Source organism: Sphingomonas sp. (assembly GCF_036677245.1).
Lineage (GTDB): Bacteria > Pseudomonadota > Alphaproteobacteria > Sphingomonadales > Sphingomonadaceae > Allosphingosinicella.
On the sequence record NZ_JAKFCG010000011.1, the window covers coordinates 115,185 to 139,325 of the forward strand.

Annotated in this window: 19 protein-coding genes; 5 read left to right on the forward strand and 14 right to left on the reverse strand. The window is 66.8% G+C overall.

Annotated elements, in window-relative coordinates:
• Positions 1-79 precede the first annotated feature (79 nt).
• Together V6M48_RS01575 and V6M48_RS01580 are read left to right on the forward strand one after the other, a co-directional pair.
• Entirely contained in the window at positions 80-5,467 is a 5,388-nt protein-coding gene (locus tag V6M48_RS01575; protein ID WP_332810762.1) for a HAMP domain-containing protein, read from the forward strand.
• A 4-nt stretch (positions 5,468-5,471) separates the two neighbouring features.
• Positions 5,472-7,580, forward strand: coding sequence for a response regulator (locus tag V6M48_RS01580; protein ID WP_332810763.1), 2,109 nt, complete (start codon positions 5,472-5,474; stop codon positions 7,578-7,580).
• Between the two features lie 81 nt (positions 7,581-7,661).
• Here V6M48_RS01580 and V6M48_RS01585 read toward each other — a convergent pair whose 3' ends face one another.
• The 14 genes from V6M48_RS01585 to V6M48_RS01650 all read right to left on the reverse strand — a co-directional run bounded on the left by V6M48_RS01585 (position 7,662) and on the right by V6M48_RS01650 (position 20,479).
• Entirely contained in the window at positions 7,662-8,132 is a 471-nt protein-coding gene (locus tag V6M48_RS01585; RefSeq protein ID WP_332810764.1) for a molybdenum cofactor biosynthesis protein MoaE, read from the reverse strand.
• Positions 8,133-8,162: 30 nt separating this feature from the next.
• Positions 8,163-8,414: a MoaD/ThiS family protein gene (locus V6M48_RS01590; protein ID WP_332810765.1), complete on the reverse strand. Its 252-nt coding sequence runs from the start codon at positions 8,412-8,414 to the stop codon at positions 8,163-8,165.
• A gap of 55 nt (positions 8,415-8,469) precedes the next feature.
• Positions 8,470-10,155: a sulfatase-like hydrolase/transferase gene (locus tag V6M48_RS01595; protein ID WP_332810766.1), complete on the reverse strand. Its 1,686-nt coding sequence runs from the start codon at positions 10,153-10,155 to the stop codon at positions 8,470-8,472.
• A 207-nt stretch (positions 10,156-10,362) separates the two neighbouring features.
• Positions 10,363-11,355, reverse strand: a complete 993-nt coding sequence (locus V6M48_RS01600; protein ID WP_332810767.1) for a ribonuclease — start codon at positions 11,353-11,355, stop codon at positions 10,363-10,365.
• Positions 11,348-11,917 (reverse strand): Maf family protein, encoded by a 570-nt coding sequence (locus V6M48_RS01605; RefSeq protein WP_332810768.1) that lies wholly within the window; start codon positions 11,915-11,917, stop codon positions 11,348-11,350. The genes V6M48_RS01600 and V6M48_RS01605 overlap by 8 nt, the downstream gene beginning before the upstream one ends.
• 25 nt (positions 11,918-11,942) lie before the next feature.
• Positions 11,943-12,161, reverse strand: a complete 219-nt coding sequence (gene infA, locus V6M48_RS01610; RefSeq protein ID WP_109808521.1) for a translation initiation factor IF-1 — start codon at positions 12,159-12,161, stop codon at positions 11,943-11,945.
• 93 nt (positions 12,162-12,254) lie between these two features.
• Positions 12,255-13,118 carry a cupin-like domain-containing protein gene (locus tag V6M48_RS01615; RefSeq protein ID WP_332810769.1) on the reverse strand — a complete coding sequence of 288 codons (864 nt, stop codon included), beginning with the start codon at positions 13,116-13,118 and terminating at the stop codon, positions 12,255-12,257.
• The gene (locus tag V6M48_RS01620) at positions 13,115-14,329 is read right to left on the reverse strand and encodes a GNAT family N-acetyltransferase (RefSeq protein WP_332810770.1); all 1,215 of its coding nucleotides are present in this window, start codon (positions 14,327-14,329) and stop codon (positions 13,115-13,117) included. Before V6M48_RS01620 ends, V6M48_RS01615 begins: the two co-directional genes overlap by 4 nt.
• Before the next feature lie 175 nt (positions 14,330-14,504).
• Positions 14,505-16,643, reverse strand: a complete 2,139-nt coding sequence (locus V6M48_RS01625; RefSeq protein WP_332810771.1) for a sodium-translocating pyrophosphatase — start codon at positions 16,641-16,643, stop codon at positions 14,505-14,507.
• Positions 16,644-16,821: 178 nt separating this feature from the next.
• On the reverse strand, positions 16,822-17,769 hold the full coding sequence (thiL, locus tag V6M48_RS01630) for a thiamine-phosphate kinase (protein WP_332810772.1): 948 nt from the start codon (positions 17,767-17,769) through the stop codon (positions 16,822-16,824).
• A gap of 74 nt (positions 17,770-17,843) precedes the next feature.
• Positions 17,844-18,299, reverse strand: a complete 456-nt coding sequence (gene nusB / locus V6M48_RS01635; protein ID WP_332810773.1) for a transcription antitermination factor NusB — start codon at positions 18,297-18,299, stop codon at positions 17,844-17,846.
• 38 nt (positions 18,300-18,337) lie between these two features.
• The gene (locus V6M48_RS01640; protein ID WP_332810774.1) at positions 18,338-19,261 is read right to left on the reverse strand and encodes an alpha/beta fold hydrolase; all 924 of its coding nucleotides are present in this window, start codon (positions 19,259-19,261) and stop codon (positions 18,338-18,340) included.
• A gap of 30 nt (positions 19,262-19,291) precedes the next feature.
• Entirely contained in the window at positions 19,292-20,191 is a 900-nt protein-coding gene (locus V6M48_RS01645; RefSeq protein ID WP_332810775.1) for a pirin family protein, read from the reverse strand.
• Between the two features lie 3 nt (positions 20,192-20,194).
• Entirely contained in the window at positions 20,195-20,479 is a 285-nt protein-coding gene (locus tag V6M48_RS01650; RefSeq protein WP_332810776.1) for a BolA family protein, read from the reverse strand.
• Positions 20,480-20,518: 39 nt separating this feature from the next.
• Here V6M48_RS01650 and V6M48_RS01655 point away from each other — a divergent pair, with 39 nt between their 5' ends.
• From V6M48_RS01655 to cobT, 3 genes are all read left to right on the forward strand, one after another.
• A complete protein-coding gene (locus V6M48_RS01655) occupies positions 20,519-21,124 on the forward strand; it encodes a J domain-containing protein (protein WP_332810801.1) in 606 nt (201 codons plus the stop codon).
• Positions 21,125-21,156: 32 nt separating this feature from the next.
• Complete coding sequence (cobS, locus tag V6M48_RS01660; protein WP_332810777.1) at positions 21,157-22,164, forward strand: cobaltochelatase subunit CobS; 1,008 nt, start codon at positions 21,157-21,159, stop codon at positions 22,162-22,164.
• 130 nt (positions 22,165-22,294) lie between these two features.
• A complete protein-coding gene (cobT, locus tag V6M48_RS01665; protein ID WP_332810778.1) occupies positions 22,295-24,130 on the forward strand; it encodes a cobaltochelatase subunit CobT in 1,836 nt (611 codons plus the stop codon).
• Positions 24,131-24,141 lie beyond the last annotated feature (11 nt).

The following is a 24,141-nucleotide window of genomic DNA, read 5'->3' on the forward strand; positions in this document are numbered from 1 at the left end:
CTTGTCATGTTATGTTGAGCGGAAGCGCCGGGGGGCGCTTGAAAATTCTTTGGGGGGGAGGAAACCGAAGGAGCAGTAAGTGAACGTCGAAACTCCCAGGGATTTTCTCGACCGCCGCCAATTGGTGACCGCCCTGCGCAGTCTGCGGCGCGGCGATTTCACCGTACGTCTTTCTGAAGACCTCCCCGGCCTCGACAGCGAGGTCGCTCGGCTGTTCAACGAGGTCGTCTCGCTCAACGAGCAGATGACCGAGGAATTCGAGCGCCTGTCGAAGGTCGTCGGCAAGGAAGGCAAGATCACCCAGCGCGGGCGCGTCAAGAATGCGACCGGAAGCTGGGAGACTGCGATCCGTTCGGTCAACGAGCTGATCGAGGACATGGTCCAGCCCACCGCCGAGGTGGCGCGCGTGATCGGCGCGGTCGCCAAGGGCGACCTGTCGCAGTCGATGACCGTCGAGATCGACGGCCGACCGCTGCGCGGCGAGTTCCTGCGCATCGGCAAGGTCGTCAACACGATGGTCGAGCAGCTCGCCTCGTTCGCCTCGGAAGTGACGCGCGTCGCGCGCGAGGTCGGCACCGAGGGCAAGCTCGGCGGCCAGGCCACCGTGAAGGGCGTCGCCGGCACCTGGAAGGATCTCACCGACAACGTCAACGCGATGGCGACCAACCTCACCGGGCAGGTGCGCAACATCGCCGAGGTGACCACCGCGGTCGCCTCGGGCGACCTTTCCAAGAAGATCACCGTCGAGGTGAAGGGCGAGATCCTCGAGCTCAAGAACACCATCAACGTGATGGTCGACCAGCTCAACAGTTTCGCGTCGGAAGTGACGCGCGTCGCCCGCGAGGTCGGCACCGAGGGCAAGCTCGGCGGCCAGGCGCGGGTCGAGGGCGTCGCCGGCACCTGGAAGGATCTCACCGACAACGTCAATCTGATGGCCGACAACCTCACCGGCCAGGTCCGCAACATCGCCGAAGTGACCACCGCCGTCGCCTCGGGCGACCTTTCCAAGAAGATCACCGTCGACGTGAAGGGCGAGATCCTCGAGCTCAAGAACACGATCAACACGATGGTCGATCAGCTCAACGGCTTCGCCTCGGAAGTGACGCGCGTTGCGAGGGAGGTCGGCACCGAGGGCAAGCTCGGCGGCCAGGCGCAGGTGCCCGGCGTCGCCGGCACCTGGAAAGATCTGACCGACAACGTCAATTTGATGGCCGACAACCTTACCGGCCAGGTCCGCAACATCGCCGAGGTCACCACCGCCGTCGCCTCGGGCGATCTTTCCAAGAAGATCACCGTCGACGTGAAGGGCGAGATCCTCGAGCTCAAGAACACGATCAACGTCATGGTCGACCAGCTCAACGGCTTCGCCTCGGAGGTGACGCGCGTCGCGAGGGAGGTCGGCACCGAGGGCAAGCTCGGCGGCCAGGCGCAGGTCCCCGGCGTCGCCGGCACCTGGGCCGATCTGACCGACAATGTGAATTTGATGGCCGCGAACCTCACCGGCCAGGTCCGCAACATCGCCGACGTCACCACCGCCGTCGCCAAGGGCGACCTTTCGAAGAAGATCACCGTCGAGGTGAAGGGCGAGATCCTCGAGCTCAAGAACACGATCAACGTCATGGTCGATCAGCTCAACGGCTTCGCCTCGGAAGTGACGCGTGTGGCGAGGGAGGTCGGTTCCGAAGGCAAGCTCGGCGGGCAGGCGCAGGTCGAAGGCGTCGCCGGCACCTGGAAGGATCTGACCGACAACGTCAACCTGATGGCCGGCAATCTGACCGGCCAGGTCCGCAACATCGCCGACGTGACCACGGCCGTGGCGAGGGGCGATCTTTCCAAGAAGATCACGGTCGACGTGAAGGGCGAGATCCTCGAGCTCAAGAACACGATCAACGTCATGGTCGACCAGCTCAACGGCTTCGCGTCGGAAGTGACGCGTGTTGCCCGCGAGGTGGGTTCCGAAGGAAAGCTCGGCGGCCAGGCGCAAGTGCCTGGTGTCGGCGGCACCTGGAAGGATCTCACCGACAACGTCAACGCCATGGCCGCCAACCTCACCGGCCAGGTCCGCAACATCGCCGAGGTGACCACCGCGGTGGCGCTGGGCGACCTTTCCAAGAAGATCACGGTCGACGTGAAGGGCGAGATCCTCGAGCTCAAGAACACGATCAACACGATGGTCGATCAGCTCAACTCGTTCGCATCCGAGGTGACCCGCGTGGCGAAGGAGGTCGGCACCGAGGGCAAGCTCGGCGGCCAGGCGCAGGTCCGCGGCGTCGCCGGCACCTGGAAGGATCTCACCGACAACGTCAACCTGATGGCCGAGAATCTCACCGGCCAGGTCCGCAACATCGCCGAGGTGACGACCGCCGTGGCGAGGGGCGACCTTTCGAAGAAGATCACCGTCGACGTGAAGGGCGAGATCCTGGAGCTCAAGAACACGATCAACGTCATGGTCGACCAGCTCAACGGCTTCGCCTCGGAGGTGACGCGCGTCGCAAGGGAGGTCGGCACCGAGGGCAAGCTCGGCGGCCAGGCGCAGGTCCCTGGTGTCGGCGGCACCTGGAAGGATCTAACCGACAACGTCAATCTGATGGCGACCAATCTCACCAACCAGGTGCGCGGCATCGCCGACGTCGTCACCGCGGTTGCCCAGGGCAATCTGAAGCGCAAGCTAACCGTCGATGCCAAGGGCGAGATCGCCGCGCTGGCCGAGACGATCAACTTCATGATCGAGACCTTGTCGACGTTCGGCGACCAGGTGACCAACATGGCGCGCGAGGTCGGCATCGAAGGCCGGCTCGGCGGCCAGGCGCGGGTCCCCGGCGCCGCCGGCCTGTGGCGCGATCTTACCGACAACGTCAACCAGCTCGCCGCGAACCTCACCAACCAGGTGCGCTCGATCGCGGACGTCGCGACGGCCGTGACCAAGGGCGATCTTACCCGCTCGATCGCGGTCGAAGCCTCGGGCGAGATGGCGGCGCTGAAGGACACGATCAACGAGATGATCCGCAACCTCAAGGAGCAGACGCTCAAGAATGCGGAGCAGGATTGGCTCAAGACCAACCTCGCCCGCTTCTCGCGCATGCTCCAGGGCGAGCGCGATCTTGCGACCGTGTCGAACCTGATCATGTCCGAGCTCGCGCCGCTGGTCGATGCGCAATATGGCGTGTTCTACGTCACCAAGCGCGAGGAGGACGAGACCAAGCTCGAGCTCGTCGCCAGCTATGGCGCCGAGAGCCACGACGAGCTCAAGCGCGAGTTCAGGCTGCGCGAAGGGCTGGTCGGCCAGGCCGCCGCGGACAAGCGCCCGGTGCTGCTGCGCAACGTTCCCGGAGACTTCATCCGCATCGGCTCGGGCCTCGGCCACGCGCCGCCCGCCAACATCAACATCCTGCCGGCGCTGTTCGAGGACGACGTCAAGGCGGTGATCGAGCTCGCCTCGTTCGGCGAGTTCAACGAAACCCACCAGAGCTTCCTCGATCAGCTGATGGAATCGGTCGGCATCGTGCTCAACACGATCGCCGCGACGATGCGCACCGAAGGCCTGCTCAAGCAGTCGCAATTGCTGACCCAGGAGCTCCAGGCGCGCCAGACCGAGCTCACCACCAAGCAGGAAGAATTGCACGCCACCAACGAGGAGCTGCAGGAGAAAGCGCAGCTGCTCGAGAATGAGAAGAAGCAGGTCGAGGCGAAGAACCTCGAGATCGACATGGCCCGCCGCGCGGTCGAGGAGAAAGCCGAGCAGCTCGCGCTGACCTCCAAGTACAAGTCCGAGTTCCTGGCCAACATGTCGCACGAGCTTCGGACGCCGCTCAACTCGCTGCTCATCCTCTCGAAGCTGCTGGCGGACAACCCGCAGGGCAACCTCAACGAGAAGCAGACCGAATTCGCCCGGACGATCAACTCGGCCGGATCGGACCTGCTGAGCCTGATCAACGACATTCTCGACCTTTCCAAGATCGAATCGGGCACGGTCTCGATCGAGGTCGGCGAGATGCCGATGAACGCGCTCAAGCAGCATATGGAACGGACCTTCCGCCAGCTTGCCGCGGACAAGGGCCTCGAGTTCGAGGTCGAGTTCGATCCGCAACTGCCGGCGACGATCCGCACCGACGAGAAGCGCCTCCAGCAGGTCGTGCTCAACCTGCTCTCGAACGCATTCAAGTTCACGGCGCATGGCAGGGTGACTCTCGCCGTGCGCACCGCCGAGAGCGGCTGGAGCAGCAACCATCCGGTGCTCAAGCCGTCCGAGCGCGCGATCGAGATCGCCGTCACCGACACCGGCATCGGCATCCCCGAGGACAAGCAGAAATTGATCTTCGAGGCGTTCCAGCAAGCCGACGGCACCACCAGCCGCAAATATGGCGGCACCGGCCTTGGCCTTTCGATCAGCCGCGAGATCGCGCGGCTGCTCGGCGGCGAGCTGCAGGTGCGCTCCAAGCCGGGCGAAGGCTCGACCTTCACCCTGTTCGTGCCGTTGCAGGCCGTGGCTCCGGCGAGCGCGGTGGCCGGCGGGACGACGGCGCGCTACGAAAATACCGGCGCCGTGATCCCGACGGCGCTGCCCGCGGAGTTCCAGGTCAGCGACGACCGTGACACGTTGGGTGATGATCGCTTCGTGCTGATCGTCGAGGACGATGCGGCGTTCGCCTCGATCCTGCTCGATCTCGCGCATGAAGCAGGCCTCAAAGGCGTCGTCTCGACCGCGGGGGCAGGCACGCTGGCGATGGCGCGCAAGCTTCAACCGGACGCGATCACGCTCGATCTCGGCCTCTCCGACATCGACGGCTTCGTGCTGCTCGATCTGCTCAAGCACGATCCGGAGACCGGCCACCTGCCGATCCACGTCATATCGGGCGCGGACAAGGTGGCCTCGGTGCTGGAGATGGGCGCGTTCGGGATCACCGCCAAGCCGGCCGAGCGTGACGAGTTGGTCAAGGTATTCGCCAAGCTCGCGAAACGGATCAACCGCACCGATCGGCGCGGCGAGACGCCGGAGCGCGGCAGCACCGACATTGTCTCGGCGACGCGCGCGGTGCCCGAGCTTGCCGGAGCAAAAATCCTCATCGTCGATGACGATATCCGCAACATCTATTCGCTCACCAGCGTCCTCGAGAGCTACGACGTCGAGGTGCTCCATGCCGAGCGCGGCAAGGACGGCATCCTGATCCTCGAGCAGACGCCCGGGATCGACATCGCGCTGATCGACATCATGATGCCCGAGATGGACGGTTACGAGACGATGCAGCAGATCCGGTCCAAGCCCGCGCTCGCCGACGTGCCGCTGGTTGCGGTCACCGCCAAGGCGATGAAGGGAGACCGTCAGAAATGCCTCGACGCTGGCGCGTCGGATTATATCGCCAAGCCGGTCGACATTGAGCTGCTGCTGGCGTTACTGAGGGTCTGGATCGGCCGCGCGCGCGAGCGCAATTCGGACAATGCGCAAATGGCTCAGGCGGCGGCGGAATAAGAGAGTGAACAAACCCAATCGCGTCCGCAAGGCGGCCGCACCGACGGCCGCCTCTTCCGACGCAGGACCTTCTGATCAGGCGGACACGGCTGAGCGCGCACGCGTGCTGATCGTCGATGACGACGAACGCAATCTGCTCGCGCTTCAGACGGTGCTCGAGGACGTCGCCGACGTCGTCATCGCCAAATCGGGGGAGGAAGCGCTCCGGCACCTGCTGAGGGGCGAGTTCGCGGTGATCCTGCTCGACGTCTACATGCCTGGCATGGACGGCTACGAGACCGCCCAAATCATCCGCAATCGCGAGCAGACCAAGCGTATCCCGATCGTCTTCCTGTCGGCAGTCAACAAGGAGACCGAGCACCTCATCCGCGGCTATTCGATGGGCGCGGTCGACTATGTTTTCAAGCCGGTGGAGCCGGTGGTGCTGCGCTCGAAGGTGGCGGTGTTCGTCGACCTGTTCATGATGACCCGCGAGATCCAGCGCAAGGCGAAGCAGGAGCAGGCGCTGCTCGATGCCAACCTTCGCGCCAATGCCGAGCGGCTGCGCGCCGAGCAGCAATTACGCCTCGCCGAGCAGCGCCAAGCGGCGATCATCCAGTCGCTGCCGATCATCCTCTATCTCGAGGCGATCGATGCCACGCCGCGGATTCCCAAGTTCGTCAGCGGCAATTTCGCCGCGCTGACCGGCTTCCAATTCGAGGAAATCGAAGCGAGCCCCGACCTTTGGAGCCAGCGTCTGCATCCCGAGGACCGGGAGCGGGTGATCAGCGCGCTCAGCGTCCGCTCGCAGGGGCGGCCGTTCGCGGTCGAATATCGCTGGCAGTGCGCGGACGGCCAGTACAAGCACTTCCTCGACCAGGCGGTGCTACTGCGCGACCCGCGCGGCAACGCGGTCGAATATGCCGGCACATTGCTCGACGTCACCGACCGCAAGAATCTCGAATCGCAGCTCGTCCAGGCGCGCAAGATGGACGCGATCGGCAAGCTCACCGGCGGCATCGCGCACGATTTCAACAATCTGCTCGCAGCGGTGCTCGGCGGCCTCGGCCTGATCGAGCGGCGCCTGCCGCTCAACGAGGACCATCTCAAGGTCCTCACCATGACCCGCCATGCGGCGGAGCAGGGCTCCGAGCTGGTCGGGCGGCTGCTCGCCTTCGCCCGCCGCCAGAAGCTCGAGCCCGCGCGCATCGAGATCGGGCACCTCTCGGCGACCGTGACCGATCTGCTCGCGCACACCTTGGGCGGGCTGGTCCAGCTCGAATGGCGCACGGACGAGAGTCTGTGGAGCGCCTATGCCGACGAGACCCAGCTCGAGCTGGCGCTGATGAACCTGATCATCAACTCGCGCGACGCCATGCCGGACGGTGGCGGGATCTGTGTCTCGGGGGAGAATCAGGTCGTCGACGTCGGCGATCCGATCCGCCTCCCCGCCGGCGATTATGTCGTGCTTGCGGTGACCGACAACGGCTGTGGGATCGATCCCGAGCTGCTCGAGCAGGTCATGGAGCCCTTCTTCACGACCAAGGAGATCGGCAAGGGCACCGGGCTGGGGCTGAGCATGGTCTATGGCTTCGCGAAGCAGTCGGGCGGCGCGATCCGCATCGACAGCAAGGTCGGCGAGGGCACCAGGGTTGAGATATGGCTGCCGCGCGCCCCGCAGGCGGAGACGGACCATCTCGCCGCGAAAGTGGAGGATGACTGCGACAATCTGTCCCACGAACATCCGCTCAAGATCCTCCTCGTCGACGACCATGCGGCGGTGCGGACCACCACCGCCGCGCTGCTCGAGGATCTCGGCCACAAGGTGTTCGAAGCGGGCGACGGCAAGGAGGTGCTCGATCTGCTCGGCAAGAACCCGAGCGGCTACGATCTGCTGATCTCCGATTATGCGATGCCGCATCTCTCGGGCACCGACGTCGTCCATCGTGCGCGCCAGATGAGGCCCGACCTGCCGAGCATCATCATCACCGGCTATGCCGATGCGCAGTCGATCTCGCGCAAGCCCGACGATGTGCTGATCCTGTCCAAGCCGTTCACACCTGAACAGATGCGCGCCTCGATCCGGGCGGCGTCCGCTGCGTCGGACGACCAGATTGGGGCGCCGCTCCAGTAAAGGGGCGTGCGGGCAATCCAGTTTTGAGCAACATGGCGCGCAGCGGGACGACGGCGAACGGCTGACGCTCCGAACGCGCGATCAATCGTCCCAGCGCGCCTGGTCGGCCCGATCGCCTTCGGTCGGCTCGATCCACCGCGCGCCGTCGGGGCCGCGCTCGCGCTTCCAGAACACCGCCTCGGTCTTGAGCCGGTCCATCACATAGTCCGCCGCGTTGAACGCGGCGCGGCGGTGGAGCGATGCGGCGGCGACGAACACGATCACCTCGCCCGGGCCAATCGTGCCGCAGCGGTGGACGACGCTGACCTGGTCGACCTCGAACCTGCGCGCGCCGTCCTCGGCGATCGTCTGGAGCGAGCGCTCGGTCATTCCGGGATAGTGATCGAGATGGAGCTCGTCGACGGCTGCTCCGCCGCCCGAGACGGGCCGTGCCAGGCCGCAAAAGCTCACCACCGCGCCTGCTCCCGATCCCGCGCTCGCGGAGGCGATGAAGCGCGCGAGCTCGGCTTCGGGCACGATCTCCTGCTCGGTGAGGCGGCTGGAAACCCCCATCGTCATCGCCCCGGCTTCATCGGCCCGGCTTCATCCGCCCGACAGCGGCGTGAAGAAGGCGATTTCCTGCCCGGGCCGCGCGACCGCCTCGTCGCCGACGATCTGCTGGTCGATCGACGCGAGGATGGTCTTGCCCGCCATCGCCGCAGCGGCGGCCTCGTCGTCGGCGCGCAAGCGCTCGCGGAGCGCCGCGATCGAGCAGCCGGCCGGCGGCAGATCCACGTCGCGCTCGCGACCGAGCGCATCGCCCAGCGCACCGAAGAATAACAGTCTCGTTTTCAAGCGGCCTGGCTCCTTTGACGCCGGCCGAGTGTAGCATTGCTTGCCCGCAGCACCATCAGCGATTGGCGAAATCCTGCGGCGGCGGTGGCACGATGCGGGCCGGGTCGATCGTCTTCCACACCGGCTTTCGGCCAAGGCGCGCGTTGAAGCGCGTGTTGAAGCTCAGCGCCGGCGCAGGCGCTCCGACCAGCGAGGCGCCGTAGAGCGAGCGGACCTTCGCCTCCGGATAGCCCATCAGCGCGAGCAGGGTCGGGAAGATCGCATAATGGCTCGCCTGGTCGCGGCCAGCGGCAACACCCCGCCGCCAGTCGAGCGTAGCGGGCGCGCCCTCGATCACGACCAGCGGCACCAGCCCCTCCTCCGGAACCGGCTCGCTCGCGCAATGGGTCGCAACCCCGGCGCCGCCGCGTTCGTGGAGATCCTGGCCATGATCGGAGGTGTAGATCAATGTTGCGCGCTCGAGATCCGCGCGCGCGAACAGCCGGTCGAAAAAGGCGCCGACGTTCCACAGCAGGGTGTTGCGATAGGCGTTGCGGTACCGCCGCCAGTCTTCCGGCCCACCGTCGAAGCCCGACCGGCTGCCGGTGTCGGCGACCTCGCCATAGCGCCCCCGCGGCAGCGCCGGCTGATAGCGCGCAAACGCGTCGGGATATTTGTCGTGGACTGGGAAATGCGCACCGACCTTGTTGACGATGACGAAGTCCGCGGTGCGATCGCCGAGCAAAGATGCCAGCGCGTCGGCGGCGACCATGTCGCGATCGCGCACCGGCACGTCGTCGAACTGGATGAAGCGATCGACATCGCGCAATTCTTTGCGGTCCATCATATTCTGAAGCGCGCCGCCGGTGCGTTGGGCGTCGATGTAGACGGTCCGCAGGCCGGCCTTGCGGGCATAGCGCCAGATCGAGGGCATCGTCGCGTTGATGCGCAGATAATCTTCGCGCGTGCCGCCGTAGCGCAACGTCAGGTTCGAGCCGATGCTGCAATTGGTCACGGCTGCGGCCGCACCGAAATTATGGATGGCAACACGAGGCCGCGCTTCCTTCAGCCCCGAACGCACGCCGCTTGGGCTGATGAGGTCGAGATAATTGCCGGCGACGCTTTCATCGACGATCAGCACGATGTCGCGGAGCGGCTTCGGCTGCGGCGCCGGCAGCGCCACATCCTGCCGCGGGCCGGTACCGGCGCTGCTGGCCTCGTGCGACAGGATCGCCGCATAAGCGAGCGGCGTGAATGCGCCGGGCAGGCCGCGGGCCCCGTCGCCCCCGCGCGCGAACAGGATCGAGGCAAGGATAGCGATACCCACAAGCGGCGCCGCCGCGGCCGCCGGATGGGCGAAGGACCGCGCCCTCGGCGGCTTGATCGCGATGCCCGCGAGCAGCAGCAGCGACATCCCGGCCGCCTGGAGCATGATTGCGAGATGCTGCTCGACCGCGTCGTCCGCGAAGCCCGCCGAATGCACCAGGCTGATGAAGACGTCGTAGGTGAGATGTTCGCCGGCGATCAGCTCGAAGGAATGAAGGAAGAAGGCGGCGCCGGCGAAAAGCAGCGCGTAGGCCCAGCGGATCCAGCGATTACGCACGGCCGCGGCAAGCCACAGGCAGAAGGTCAGCAGCCCGAACAAACCTAAATAGATCAGCAGCGGCAGCGCGAGGCCGAGCGACTCCAGCCGCTCCCCGATCGCGCGATGATCCGCGAGCAGGTACAGCGCGATCAGGAGCTCCTTGACCGGAAATTTCATCCCGGAAATCTCACCCCCAAAATCTCATTGTCGCGCCTTGCTGCGGCGGGCGGAAGCATGGCCGCTTCGCCCTGGTTGTCCGGCGGTCTCCATGCACGCCGGCGATCCGCTCATCGAATAGCGGCCCCGGATAAATCTTGGGTAAATTAGAGCAAAAAGCGAAAAGGTGGGTGCCGGCTTTTCGCAAGCAGCAATGCGGCGTCTGCTCTACGCGAATTCGCTCTGGACGTGGCCCGCGCCGAGCGCGAGCGCCGAGTCACTGCGCAAGGCGATTGCGACCCCGCAGCGCCGCGCGAGCAGCGCGCTCCATTCGAGGTTCCGCTCGATCCGGGCGATCACGGCGGGCGCGGCGGTGAGCGTGCGCGTGCCGCTGCCGCCGGCCCGCTCGGCCCGGCGCAGCAAGGCCCGCGCCGCCGCGCCGACCGGGTCTCCCTGGACGATCTCGGGGACGGACGCACGCTCGCGCTTGCGCACCACCTGAAGGAAGCCGAAGCCGTTGACCGCGGTACGCTCGAACGGCTGCGGCAGCACCGCGTCGAGCGCCGCTGCGGCGGCCTGGCGCTGATCGCGCGAGCCGAGCGTCGGCAGGTCGATCCCGATCGAGCCGCCGATCGCGAAGCGGCGGATCGCGCGGCCGGAGGCTTCGGCGCCCGCCACCGCGAGCGCGGCGGGCGGAAGCGCGCCGTCGACGTCGAACAGGGTCATCGCCGGCGTCAGGCTCATGCGCAGCGCACCGCCGCTGAACGGAAGCACGCCGGTCGCGGCCTGCTCGATGAGCTCGGACCAGCCTGCCGCCTCGAAATCGTCGCTGCCGTGGAGGCTCGTCTCACGGACCGGATGGCCGGAGGCGGCGAGCCGCTGCCGCAGGGTCGGGCCCTCGCGCGGTGAAAGATCGCTGACGCGGCCCTTGGCAAGCTTGGCCCGGCCCGCTTCGGCGATCGGCTCGCGGATGATCTCGACCCGGATCGCCTCGCCTTCGGTGATGCGCGCCGGCAGCGGCTCGACCAACAGCTCGGAACCGTCGGCCATCACGGCGATCGCGCGCACACGGGGGACAAGGATCGAGGCGAGACGCGCGTCGAGCACGGCACCGATCCGAAATGTTCCCGGAAGCTCGATCGCCGCTTCGACGATCTCGCCCTCGCCAACGAGGATCGCGCGAGTCTCGCCGATCCCCTGCTCGATGAGCCACTCAGCCAAGCGGGCTCAGCCCGGCGGCGCGGAGCAGCGCGCGGGTCTCGAACAAGGGCAGCCCGACCACGCCCGAGTGGCTGCCCGAAAGCTGCCGCACGAGCGCTTCGGCGCGGCCCTGGATGGCATAGCCGCCGGCCTTTCCGCGCCATTCGCCGCTGGCGACATAGGCTTGGATCTCTTCAGCGCTGAGCCGCTTGAACGTGACGATCGTCTGCGACAGCCGGTGGTGCGCAATGCCCGCCGCATCGATCAGGGTCACGGCCGAATAGACGCGGTGGCGCCGCCCAGAGAGCAAAGCCAGCGCCGCCCGCGCGGTGGCTTCGTCTTCAGCCTTGGGGAGGATGCGACGCCCGGCAGCGACCACCGTGTCGGCCGCGAGCACCAGGGCACCCGGCTCGACGACCGCCGCCGCCTTGGCGGCTGCGATGCGCGCGGCATAGACGCGCGGCAGCTCGCCGGCATGCGGCGTCTCGTCGACATGGGGAGCGACGACCGCGTCCGGCGTGATGCCGATCCGCGCCAGCAGCTCCAGCCGGCGCGGGCTGGCGGAGGCGAGGATGAGCCGCATGACGGAGCGCTAGCGCCCGAACGCTTTATTTGAAACGGTAGGTAATCCGACCCTTGGTCAGATCGTAAGGCGTGAGCTCGACCAGCACTTCGTCGCCGACCAGCACGCGGATGCGGTTCTTGCGCATCTTGCCCGCAGTATGGCCGAGAATCTCGTGGTCATTCTCAAGGCGGACGCGGAACATGGCGTTCGGCAGCAGCTCGACGACCGTGCCGCGCATTTCGAGAAGTTCTTCCTTGGCCATTCAGATCCTAAGCTGCGAGAAATTTCGCGTCGCCTTAACCGCTCCGCGTCGAAATGGGAAGCTACCGGCGTCGGCGCCGCGGGCGGAGCGCAATCAGCCTTTGGGGGCTGTCATCGCGTGCCCGGCCTTGCGCAGCGCGCGATGCGCGAGCGACTTGAGCAAGTTGCTTTGCGGAAAGGGGCGGGGCGGCACCGGTTCGAGCCCGAGCCGGCGCAACCTTTTGTTGAACGCATGCGCGTCCGCCTCGTGGAAGCTCCAGCGCGAGCGCCAGGTGATCGAGAAGGAGATCGAGACCTCGCCGTCATTCTGCACCCAGTGCGGCGATCCGACGGGGACGTAGACGGCATCGCCCGGTGCAAGCGCGAAACCTCGGCCGCGCGTGGCGAACTCGTCGCGCCAGGGGAGGTTGCGCGGCCCGCCGCTGTGGTAATCCTCGCGGAACGTGCAGGTCGCCATCTCGCGGTCGGCGGCGGGGAAGACGTGCATCGTCTTGCTGCCGCGGATCTGGCAGAGGATATTATATTCGGGGTCGAAATGCAGCGGCGTCACCGCATTCGGCGAGGAGATGAAGATGAAGCCCTCGAGCTGCAGCATCTCGCCCGTCGCCCGCGTGATCGCCGGCCTCAGCTCGGCCAATGTCGCGTGGAGGAATTCGCGATAGGTCGGATCCTGCTGGATCAGCTTGAGCACCATCCAGGAACCATTTTCCTCGATCGAGCGGATCGTCTCGGCGATCGAAAGGCCGTTCGAGGGCAGATCCTCCTGCGGCACGGAAATCGGCAGGTCGGCGGCATTATATTCGACATCCCTGGGGCGCATGCGCTGCGCCAGCGCGGCGATCGAATCGAGCTCGAGCAACGGATGGCCGAGCAATCTGTGCGCGAGCTTGACCGGCTCGCCCGGATAGTGGGCGCCGAAGCGCGCCACGACCTCATCCGAAAAGATCCTGTCGGTCATGATTCTGTCTTTCCCGCACGGAAGGTGGAGAGGTGACGCCGCAAAGCGGCCGAAGCTTTCTCGGCGGCACGGCAAAGGCGGAAGGTGGCCTGCCTGCGCACGCCCGCGAGCGGCACGGTGACCCGCACGATCGAGCGACGCTCGCCCCAAAGGCTGTTGATCATCGAATGATCCTCGACCGCGCAGCTGTCCATCCATTCGAGGTCGGGACGCTCGAGCAGGCGGAGATTGTCGATCTTGAGCAGGACGCCGGGCGAGAAGCGCGCATGATCTTCGTCGAACGCGATCTTGAACGCGAAGCCGCCCGGCGGCGTCAGGAAATTGACCAGCATCGCCAGCGGGCGACCGTCGAGGTCCAGGCGGAGGAATTCGAGACGGCCCGCCGCGTAAGCGCCGGCGATCGCGTCGCGAAAGAAGGCTTCGGTGTGGGGCGCGCACGCCAGCGCGGAGCCCGCCTTGCCCTTCCAGCCGGCTTGCTCCAGCGCCAGAAAGGCGTCGCACCAGGGCGTGACATCCTCGGCCGAAGCGAGCCGCCGCACCGCCACTTCGCCAAGCTCGCCAAGACGGCCCTGGAGCCGCTTGAGCTCCTTGCGCTTCTTCTTGCGCACGGTGCGCTCATAATATTCCTGCGGCGAAAGATCGCTGGCGAGCAATGCACGCTGCGCGCGATGCACGGTGTCGCATCTCCGGCCGGCAACCCATGCCGCCACGGCGAGCCCGCGATGGACCGGCCCATGTTCGGCGAGCCCGTTGATATGAAGGAAGCTGGAGGCCCACGGCTCGTCGTCCAGCGCGGCGAGCACCGCCGTCCAGAAAGCCTGCTCCCGGCCGGCACGAACCAGAGGCGTGCCAAGGAAGCTGTGGAAATGCCGCCAATTCTGGACATGGCGGACCGGCATGCGCCCATAGCGGCCCGCGATCGTCAGCGGCAGCAGCCCGATCAGCTCTGGCCCGTCGCGCACCTCGACGATCTTGACGTCCGCGCCGGCGAGGTGCCGCAACCCTGGTTCGACGAACCAGATTTCGGCAAAGGCATTGGCCTCGCTCGCCTGTCCGGCAAGGCGGACCCATTCGTTGCGCAGCCTTTGGGGGGCATCGTGCGCGGAGCGGATCAGCGCGCGTGCGCCGCTATCCGCGACGCATGACGTGTCGCTCGCCGCGGGATCCGGCTCATATCCGACAGGCGCCAGCGACGCGGCGGCCGTTTCCATTCAAATCCCCTATTGCGAGCGGGAATCTGGGTAGCCGCAAAGGGTAAATATCCTCCGCACAGCCATGTTTTATCGACGTTTACCGCATGTTTTCTCGCAACCTCGTGGCGCCGCGCACCAAAGAAAAAGGGCCCGCCGCAATGCGGCGAGCCCTCGTTCAGATCGGCGCGAGATCTTAGTGTGCGGCCAGCGCCGCGAGCAGCAGCAAGGCGACGATGTTGGTGATCTTGATCATCGGATTCACCGCCGGACCGGCGGTGTCCTTGTAGGGATCGCCGACCGTGTCGCCGGTCACGGCAGCCTTATGGGCTTCCGAGCCCTTGCCGCCGTGATTGCCGTCCTCGATATATTTCTTGGCATTGTCCCAGGCGCCGCCGCCGCTGGTCATCGAGATGGCGACGAACAGGCCCGAGACGATCACGCCGAGCAGCAAGGCGCCGAGCGCGGCGAAGCCGTTGTCCTGGCCCGCGACCGCGGTGATCACGAAATAGACGACGATCGGCGCCAGCACCGGCAGCAGCGACGGGACGATCATTTCCTTGATCGCAGCCTTGGTCACGAGATCGACCGTCCGCGCATAATTCGGACGGCTGGTGCCGGCCATGATGCCGGGGTTGTCGCGGAACTGGCCACGCACCTCCTCGACGACCGCCCCGCCGGCACGGCCGACGGCGGTCATGCCCATCGCCCCGAACAGATAGGGCAGCAGCGCGCCGAGCAGCAGCCCGACGATGACGTAGGGGTTGGACAGGGAGAAATCGACCGGGACGTCCGGGAAGTAGATGCCAAGATCGGTCGTATAGGCACCGAACAGCACCAGCGCGGCAAGGCCGGCCGAGCCAATCGCATAGCCCTTGGTGACCGCCTTGGTGGTGTTGCCGACCGCGTCGAGCGCGTCGGTGCGCACCCGCACCGCATCCTCGAGACCGGCCATTTCGGCGATGCCGCCGGCATTGTCGGTGACCGGCCCGTAAGCGTCGAGCGCGACCACCATGCCGGCGAGCGCCAGCATCGCCGTCGCGGCGAAGGCAATGCCGATCAGGCCGGCGAGCTGGTAGGAAACGACGATCCCGACGCAGATCACCAGGGTCGGCAATGCGGTCGATTCGAGGCTGATCGCCAGCCCCTGGATGACGTTGGTGCCGTGGCCGGTTTCGGAGGCCTTGGCGATCGACCGGACCGGGCGGAAATTGGTCCCGGTATAATATTCGGTGATCCAGACGAGCAGGCCGGTGACCGCGAGGCCGACCAGCATGCAATAGAAGAGGTGCATTCCGGTGAACGCGCCGGCGCCGGCGACGACCTGGGGCTCGGCTTCGTAGCCGGCCGCCTCACGCGCTCCGCCGATCACGGCGTTCATGTCGCCGAGCGTCAGCTGGGTGGCGATGTAGATCGCCGGGATCGAGAGCCCCGCGGTGATCCAGAAGCCCTTGTAGAGCGCGCCCATGATCGATTGGGTCCGGCCGAGCCGGACGAAATAGGTACCGATGATCGACGTGATGATGCAGACGCCGCCGATGATCAGCGGCAGCGACATCAGATCGATCAGATTGTCGGTGGTACCGAGCAGCAGCGCGATCAGGACCATCGTCGCGCCGACGGTGACGACATAGGTTTCGAACAGATCGGCCGCCATGCCGGCGCAATCGCCGACATTGTCGCCGACGTTGTCGGCGATCACGGCCGGGTTGCGGGGATCGTCCTCCGGGATACCGGCCTCGACCTTGCCGACGAGGTCGGCGCCGACGTCGGCCGCCTTGGTGAAGATGCCGCCGCCGAGACGCGCGAAGATCGAGATCAAAGATGCGCCGAACGCAAGCGCGGTGAGCGCGTGGATGACCTCGCGGCTGCCGGGCAGCTCTTCGCCCAGGCCGACCAGAACGTAGAATAGACCGGCGATGGCGAGCAGGGCGAGGCCCGCAACCAGCATCCCGGTGATCGCACCGGCGCGGAACGCGACGGTGAGGCCGCGCTGCAGGCTGGTGCGCGCGGCTTCGGCGGTGCGCACGTTGGCGCGGACCGAGATGTTCATGCCGATGAAGCCGGCGGCGCCGGAAAGCAGCGCGCCGATCGTGAAGGCGACGGCGGGGACGAGGCCGAGGAACAGGCCGACGATCACGGCGACGACGACGCCGACGACCGCGATCGCGGTATATTGGCGATTGAGATAGGCCTTGGCGCCTTCCTGGATCGCGCCGGCGATCTCGATCATCCGTTCGCTGCCCGCCGAATAAGCGAGCACCTGGCGGCTGGTGATGAAGCCGTAAAGGAGTGCCAGCAAACCGCAGGCTATTGCTACGAGCACAACTGTCATCAAAATTCCTTCCCCTGAAGTACCGCGCTTGCTTGCCTTGATCAGCTTCTCGAATGGAAAAGCGCGGATGTGCCGCGTGCTTTAGGGACCAAAAGAGCAGGATTCAACCTTTTGGGATCAATGTTCTCGCCGCCGGTGGGACAATTCACGGGCCACCCACCGGCGCGGCAAAATCGGCTCACTTATCGTGCTCGAATCCGAGCCGGGCGGGAAGCGGCACGCTTTGCGACCCGTCGCGCAAGGTCAGTCCCGATCCGGCATCGAAGCGCCCGACCCTGGTCAGCGGCGGCTCGAACCCGCCGGCCAGCAGCGCCTCGCCGAGCGAGGGCGGCGCCGCCATCAGCAATTCATAATCGTCGCCCGCCGTCGCCGCCTCGATCCGCGCCGCGCGCGCCCCGCCGCTGGCCGCGACGAATTCGTCCGACAACGGGATCAGGCTGAGGTCGATCGTCACCGCCAGGCCGCTGGCTTCGGCCATCCGCCCGGCATCGATCAGCAGCCCGTCCGAAACGTCCATCATCGCGTGGGCGAGCGGCGCGAGCGCGGCGCCTGCTGCAAGGCGCGGTTGCGGCCGCCGGTAGCGATCGACCAGACGGGCAGGCCCCGCCAGCGCGCCGCGCGCGATGCGCAGGCCAGCGCCGGCATCGCCGATCGTGCCGCTGACCCACAAGAAATCGCCAGCCTGCGCGCCGCTGCGCGAGACGACCGGCGGGATTGCGGTTCCGATCGCCGTGATACCGATGCAGCGGCCAGCGCCACCGGGCGCGGACGATACCGTGTCGCCGCCGAGCAAAGGAACCTGATAATGGGCCAGGACTCGGGCGAGACCGGCGACGAACGCCTCGTCCCAAGCGGAATCGCTGCCTAGGCTGTATCCCATCAGCAGCCCGAGCGGAGTCGCACCCTTGGCGGCGAGATCGGAGAGGTTCACCGCGACCGCCTTCCAGGCCACGTCTTCGGGGGGATCGTCGGCGAGGAAATGAACGCCTTCGACGATCATGTCATGGGTGAGGACGAGACTGGTTCCGCCAAAATCGAGCACCGCGGCATCGTCGGCGAGCCCGCGCGCTGCCGGGTCCGCCGCCAGGCGGCGAAGCGACGAGATGAAATCGCGCTCGCTGGTCATCGCCGCACCCTCCCTTGCGCCATCCGCCGGCCCCAAGCCTGAGCCTCAGCCTCAGCCTGCCGCCCGCGCGCGGCTCAGCGCCGGACCTCCTTGGCGATCGCATCGAGCAGGCCGTTGACGAACGCCGCCTCCTTCTTGTCGTAGAAAGCATGGGCGACGTCGACATATTCGGAAATGACGCTGCCGGTCGGCACGTCGATGCGCGCGACCAGTTCGTAGGCGCCGGCGCGCAAGATCTGCCGCATCGGCTTGTCGAGCCGGGCCAGCGACCAGTCCTTGGCAAGCTTGGCCGAGATCAAGGCGTCGAGCTCGTCCGAGCGCGCATCGACGCCGCTGACGATGTCGTCAAAGAAATCGACCTCGGCGTCGGCATATTCGACCTCCTCGATCGTCGCGCCGAGCCGATGCTGGTGGAACTCGTGGAGCAGCACCCGCAGCGGGATCTTCTCCATGTCGCGCTGGTACAGCGCCTGGACGGCGGCGAGCCGCGCGGCGGATCGCGAGCGGGATCGGGCGGGGGTCTGCGACATCCGGCGGCCATAGCCAAGCCGAGGTGCGACCTAAAGCGCTAAGTCTCGGCCGCGGGCGAAGCGCCGGCCGGGCGAGTCCGGCCGAGGAAGTCGCGCAAAGCGCGCGTCACCAGCTCGGGCCGCTCCCAGATGATGAAATGGCCGGCGTCCGGCGCGGTGACGAGGCTGAGCTCGCGGACATGATCGGCAAGCCCTTCGAGCTGCACCGGCAGCAGCGCGATATCCTTCATCCCCCAGACGACGAGCGTCGGCGGCTCGACCTTGGGGAAAGGCAAATGCGTCCAGAGCGGCAGCCGCGCTTTCTCGCCGATCTCGGGCACGACCAAGTCGGCCGCGCGGTACCAATTGAGCATCGCGGTCAAGGCGTGCGGCTGCGCCCAATCGTCGAGATAGGCCTGCCGCTCGCGCTCGGGCAGCTTGCGCAGATCGGCCGCGCGGCCGATCGTCCGCTCGAGGAATGTCTCGAGCCCCATCGCGCGGATCGCCGTCTCGGCGCCGGGACTGCGAAGATCGTTGATATAGCTCGACGCGCCGCGCTGGGCCTCGTCCTCGATCAGGCTGCGCTGGAAGATCAGGGGGTGCGGCGCATTGACGATCACCAGCCGGGCGATGCGGTCGGGATGCTTGAGCGCGGCGGCCCAGGCGACCGCGCCGCCCCAATCGTGGCCGACCAGGGTGAAGCGATCGACGTCGAGCGCATCGGCGAGCGCGATCACGTCGGCGACCAGCTCCTTGACCCGATAGGCGTCGCGCTCCTCCGGCTTGTCCGAGCCGCCATAGCCGCGCTGGTCCGGCGCGATCACGCGATGATCGGCGCTCAGATTGTGGAGGAGGTGGCGCCAGCTGCGGTGCGATTCGGGAAAGCCGTGGAGAAACAGGATCGGCTCGCCCTCGCCGCCGAACGCGACCTTGAGCGTGACTCCGGTCGGCAGGCCGATGCGGGTGAGCTCGAGCTCAGCCACCGCGCCGCCGCGGCCGCGAGCCGCCACGCGTCATGGATAGCTGACCGTGAGCGGCACCTCGGGCAGCGGGATATGTTCGAGCGAATCATTGGGGACGAGCGGGAAGCGCATCGCGCTCCAGTCCTCGCGCGCCTGGCGGATGCGATCGCGGCTCGACGAGACGAAGTTCCACCAGACATGGCGCGGCCCGTCGAGCGGCGCTCCGCCGCAGACCATGACATGCGCGCCGCCCGCCGAGCGCAAGGTGGCGCTGGTGCCGGGGCGGAGCACGTAGAGCACATGCGGCTCGAGCATCTGCCCGTCGAGGCTCGCGTCCCCTTCGGCGAGGTAGACCGCACGTTCGTCGGCGGCCGGGTCGATCGGAATGCTCCCGCGCGGCTCGAGCGCGAGATCGGCATAGATGGTCTCGCTGTGGCAGGTGACCGGGGAGGTTGCGCCCCACAGGGTCCCCATCACCACCCGCGCTCGCGCGCCGCTGCCCTCGAAGACGGGCAGCCGGTCCCTCGCGACATGCTCGAAGGCCGGCTCGATCTCCTCCTTGGCCCGCGGCAGCGCGAGCCAGGTCTGGATGCCGGAAAGCTCGGGCCCTTCCCGGCGAAGCTCGGGCGGCGACCGCTCGGAATGGACGATGCCGCGCCCCGCGGTCATCAGATTGACCGCTCCGGGCTCGATCCGCGCCAGCGTGCCGAGCGAATCGCGATGGTCGATCGCGCCCGCGAACAGATAGGTGACGGTGGCGAGATTGATGTGCGGGTGCGGACGGACGTCCATGCCCTCGCCGGGCGGCAGATGCGCCGGGCCCATCTGGTCGAAGAAGATGAACGGGCCGATCGTGGTGCGATCGCGATGCGGCAGGGTGCGATGCACCTTGAAGCCGCCGAGATCGTGCGTGGTCGGATGCAGCGTCTGGAAGATCAAATCGTCGGTCATGCCCTATTCGCCGGGCGCCCTGGCCTTGATCGACAAAGCGTGGACCCGGTCGGCGAGCAGGTCGGCGAGCGCGGCGTTAACCGCACGCTGGCGCTGCACGCGATTCTGCCCGGCGAAATGCGGCGAGACGATCTCCACGCTGAAATGGCTTTCGCCGCGCGGGTCGTGTCCGGCATGGCCGCGATGCATCGCGCTGTCGTCGCGGACGGTCAAATGCGTCGGATCGAGTGCAGCGATCAGGCGTCTGGTGATTTCGGATGCGACGGGACCGGTTAAATGCGTTGCCATCGGGCCTATATAATTGATTTCACCAGGAAGGGGAGCGTGTTGGCGAGCAGCAGCAGGAAGCCCGGGAAATTCCACGGCCGCATCGAAGGGCACGAACAGCCCTGCGCGCACCCGGGCTGCGCCGAGGCAGGCGAGTTCCGCGCGCCGCCGGAAGACGGCAAGAGATCGTCGTTCGACGGGCCGGGCGAATGGCGCTGGCTGTGCCTCGACCATGTCCGCGCGTTCAACGACAGCTATAATTTTTTCAACGGCATGAGCCCCGACGAGATCGAGGCCGCGCAGACGCCCTACGGCGGCTGGGATCGCGAGACGCGGGCTTTCTCAGGCGGCTCGCCGCCGCCCAAATGGGCCGATTTCACCGATCCGCTCGACGCGATCGGCGCGCGTTTCGCCCGCACACCAGGCCAGCAGCCGGGCGGGGACGCGCGCAAGGACGGGCGCGAATTGAGCGACGCCGACCGCAAGTGGCTGCGAGTCCTCGGGCTCGGAACCGACGTCGACCGCCGCGCGCTCAGGCAGCGCTATCTCGATCTCGTGCGCCGCTACCATCCCGACAAGAATGGCGGCGACCGCAGCCACGAGAAAGCGTTGCAGGCGGTGATCGAGGCCTATACGCAGCTCAAATCCCGTCCCGTCTTTGCTTGACCGACTCTACGCCTGACCTGGAAAGAATGATCATGGCCGATCTCGCCAATGCCAACCCCGCCAGCCGCAGCGCCACCGTGATGGACGCGCCCGACAAGATGATGAAGGTGCGCGAGCTGTTCGGCATCGACAACGACATGGAGGTCCCCGCGTTCAGCGAGGCCGACGAACGTGTCCCCGATCTCGACCCTGCCTATGTGTTCGATCCGGACACGACCCTGGCGATCTGCGCCGGCTTCGCGCGCAACCGCCGGGTGATGGTCCAGGGCTATCACGGCACCGGCAAGTCGACCCATATCGAGCAGGTCGCGGCGCGGCTCAACTGGCCGCTGATCCGAATCAACCTCGACGCGCACATCAGCCGCATCGACCTGGTCGGCCGCGACGCCATCGTGCTGCGCGAAGGCCAGCAGGTCACCGAGTTCCGCGAAGGGCTGCTGCCGTGGGCGCTGCAGACGCCAACCGCCCTGGTGTTCGACGAATATGACGCCGGGCGGCCCGACGTGATGTTCGTCATCCAGCGCGTGCTCGAGACCGAGGGCAAGCTCACTTTGCTCGATCAGAACAGGGTGATTCGCCCGCACAGCTATTTCCGGCTGTTCGCGACGACCAACACGGTGGGCCTCGGCGACACCACCGGCCTCTATCACGGCACCCAGCAGATCAACCAGGGCCAGATGGACCGCTGGAACATCGTCGTCACCCTGAATTATCTGCCCGCCGAGACCGAGGCGCGGATCGTCCTCGCCAAATCGGGCGAATATGATCACGAGGGCGGGCGCCAGGAAGTCGAGCGGATGATCAAGGTCGCCGAATTCACCCGCCAGGGCTTCATCAACGGCGACATCTCGACGGTGATGAGCCCGCGCACGGTGATCAGCTGGGCCCAGAACGCTTTGATCTTCGACGATGTCGGCTTCGCCTTCCGCCTGACCTTCCTCAACAAATGCGACGAGGCGGAGCGGCCGTTGGTGGCGGAATATTATCAGCGCGTGTTCGGCAAGGACCTGCCCGAAAGCATCATGGGCAAAGCGGGCTGATCGTGGGCCGCGCATTCTCGCAGCCGGAGCCCGCACCGGCCCGCTCCCCCACCCGGCCCCCCAAAGCCTACCATCGATTGGGGGGCCGGGTGGGGGAGCGGGCCGGCACCGTCTGAATAGGCAAAAGAGCATGCCGTCCCCGATCGAAAATCCGCTGGAGATCTTCCGCCAGGTGCTGTCCGGCGCCTCGCGCGCGATCGCCCGCGATCCCGAGCTCGAGCTGAGCTTCACCGGCGATGCGCCTTATGCGTCGGGCAATCAGGTCAAGGTGCCGATGCCGGCGCGCGCGCTGCCGGCCAAGGACGTCGCCGAGACACGCGGCCATGCCGACGCCGCCGCGCTCAAGCTGCGCCACCACGACGAGGCGCTCCACGCGCGCAATGCCCCGGCCGACGACATCGCCCGATCGGTTTTCAACGCGGCCGAGCAGGCGCGGGTCGAGGCGCTCGGCGCGCGCTCGATGGCCGGCATCCGCGCCAATCTCGCGCGAGTGACCGAGCTTCGGATGCGCACCGATCCGATCACCCGCGCCCGGAACCAGGAGGAGGTCCCGCTCGCGACCGCAATCTCGCTGATGGTGCGCGAACGTCTGACCGGCGAGGCGGCGCCCGAAGTCGCGCTCGCCGGTCTGCGTCTCGTCTCGGAGTGGATTGAGGAGAAGGCCGGCGCCGACCTCGATGCGCTCGGGCTTGCGCTGGAGGACCAGGCGGCGTTCGCCGCGCTCGCGACCAAGCTGCTGCGCGATCTCGAGCTCGTCGAGGGCGAGGAGGAAGCACAGCAGGAGCCCGAGGAAGCCGAGGATGCCGAGGGTGAGGACCAGGACGAGGGCGGCGACAACGAGGAAGACAGCGACGACGATGGCGGCGGCGGCGAAGGCGAAGTCGAGATGCGCGCCGAGCAGGGCGAGACCAGCGACAGCGATGCCGGCGATTATGAGCAGGACGATCTAGGCCAGACCGACGAAGCGCTCGGCGAGGGCGGCGAGGAAGGCCTGCTTCCGGTTCGCCCGAACCGCCAGCATTCGGACCTGCCGCCGCACTTCAACTACCGCATCTTCACCACCCGCTACGACGAAGTCGTGGCCGCGACCGAATTGTGCGACATCGAGGAGCTCGGCCGGCTGCGCTCCTATCTCGACCAGCAGCTCGTCCACCTTCAGGGCGCGGTCACCAAGCTCGCCAACCGCCTGCAGCGCCGGCTGATGGCGCAGCAGAACCGGAGCTGGGACTTCGACCAGGAGGAAGGGCTGCTCGATGCGGCACGCCTCGCGAGGGTGATCGTCAATCCCGCCCATTCCTTGTCCTACAAGATCGAGCGCGACACCGATTTTCGCGACACGGTCGTCACATTGCTGATCGACAACAGCGGCTCGATGCGCGGCCGCCCGATCTCGATCGCCGCCATTTCCGCCGATATCCTCGCGCGCACGCTCGAGCGCTGCGGGGTCAAGGTCGAGATATTGGGCTTCACCACCCGCGCCTGGAAGGGCGGCCAATCGCGCGAGAACTGGCTCGCCGAGGGCCGGCCGCCGCACCCGGGACGGCTCAACGACCTCAGGCACATCATCTACAAGGATGCCGACGAGCCGTGGCGGCGCGCGCGCAAGAACCTCGGGCTGATGATGCGCGAAGGGCTGCTCAAAGAGAATATCGACGGCGAGGCCCTGCTCTGGGCGCACAATAGGCTGATCGGCCGGCCCGAGGAGCGGCGCATCCTGATGGTGATCTCGGACGGCGCGCCGGTCGACGATTCGACCCTGTCGGTGAACAACGGCACCTATCTCGAGCGCCATCTGCGCCAGGTCATCGGCTGGATCGAGGCCCGCTCGCCGGTCGAGCTGGTCGCGATCGGCATCGGCCATGACGTCACGCGCTATTACAGCCGCGCGGTCACGATCATGGACGCCGAGCAGCTCGGCGGCACGATGGTCGAGCAGCTCGCCGGCCTGTTCGACGCCGACACCTAGACCTTGCCGGT

Bases quoted from the DNA above. Each gene is read 5' to 3' on its own strand.
- V6M48_RS01625 (WP_332810771.1), bottom strand. From the start codon at position 16,643: ATGACAGTTGTGCTCGTAGCAATAGCCTGCGGTTTGCTGGCACTCCTT.
- thiL (WP_332810772.1), bottom strand. From the start codon at position 17,769: ATGACCAGCGAGCGCGATTTCATCTCGTCGCTTCGCCGCCTGGCGGCG.
- cobS (WP_332810777.1), top strand. From the start codon at position 21,157: ATGGCCGATCTCGCCAATGCCAACCCCGCCAGCCGCAGCGCCACCGTG.
- nusB (WP_332810773.1), bottom strand. From the start codon at position 18,299: ATGTCGCAGACCCCCGCCCGATCCCGCTCGCGATCCGCCGCGCGGCTC.
- V6M48_RS01650 (WP_332810776.1), bottom strand. From the start codon at position 20,479: ATGGCAACGCATTTAACCGGTCCCGTCGCATCCGAAATCACCAGACGC.
- infA (WP_109808521.1), bottom strand. From the start codon at position 12,161: ATGGCCAAGGAAGAACTTCTCGAAATGCGCGGCACGGTCGTCGAGCTG.
- cobT (WP_332810778.1), top strand. From the start codon at position 22,295: ATGCCGTCCCCGATCGAAAATCCGCTGGAGATCTTCCGCCAGGTGCTG.
- V6M48_RS01605 (WP_332810768.1), bottom strand. From the start codon at position 11,917: ATGCGGCTCATCCTCGCCTCCGCCAGCCCGCGCCGGCTGGAGCTGCTG.
- V6M48_RS01645 (WP_332810775.1), bottom strand. From the start codon at position 20,191: ATGACCGACGATTTGATCTTCCAGACGCTGCATCCGACCACGCACGAT.
- V6M48_RS01585 (WP_332810764.1), bottom strand. From the start codon at position 8,132: ATGGGGGTTTCCAGCCGCCTCACCGAGCAGGAGATCGTGCCCGAAGCC.
- V6M48_RS01595 (WP_332810766.1), bottom strand. From the start codon at position 10,155: ATGAAATTTCCGGTCAAGGAGCTCCTGATCGCGCTGTACCTGCTCGCG.
- V6M48_RS01620 (WP_332810770.1), bottom strand. From the start codon at position 14,329: ATGGAAACGGCCGCCGCGTCGCTGGCGCCTGTCGGATATGAGCCGGAT.
- V6M48_RS01615 (WP_332810769.1), bottom strand. From the start codon at position 13,118: ATGACCGACAGGATCTTTTCGGATGAGGTCGTGGCGCGCTTCGGCGCC.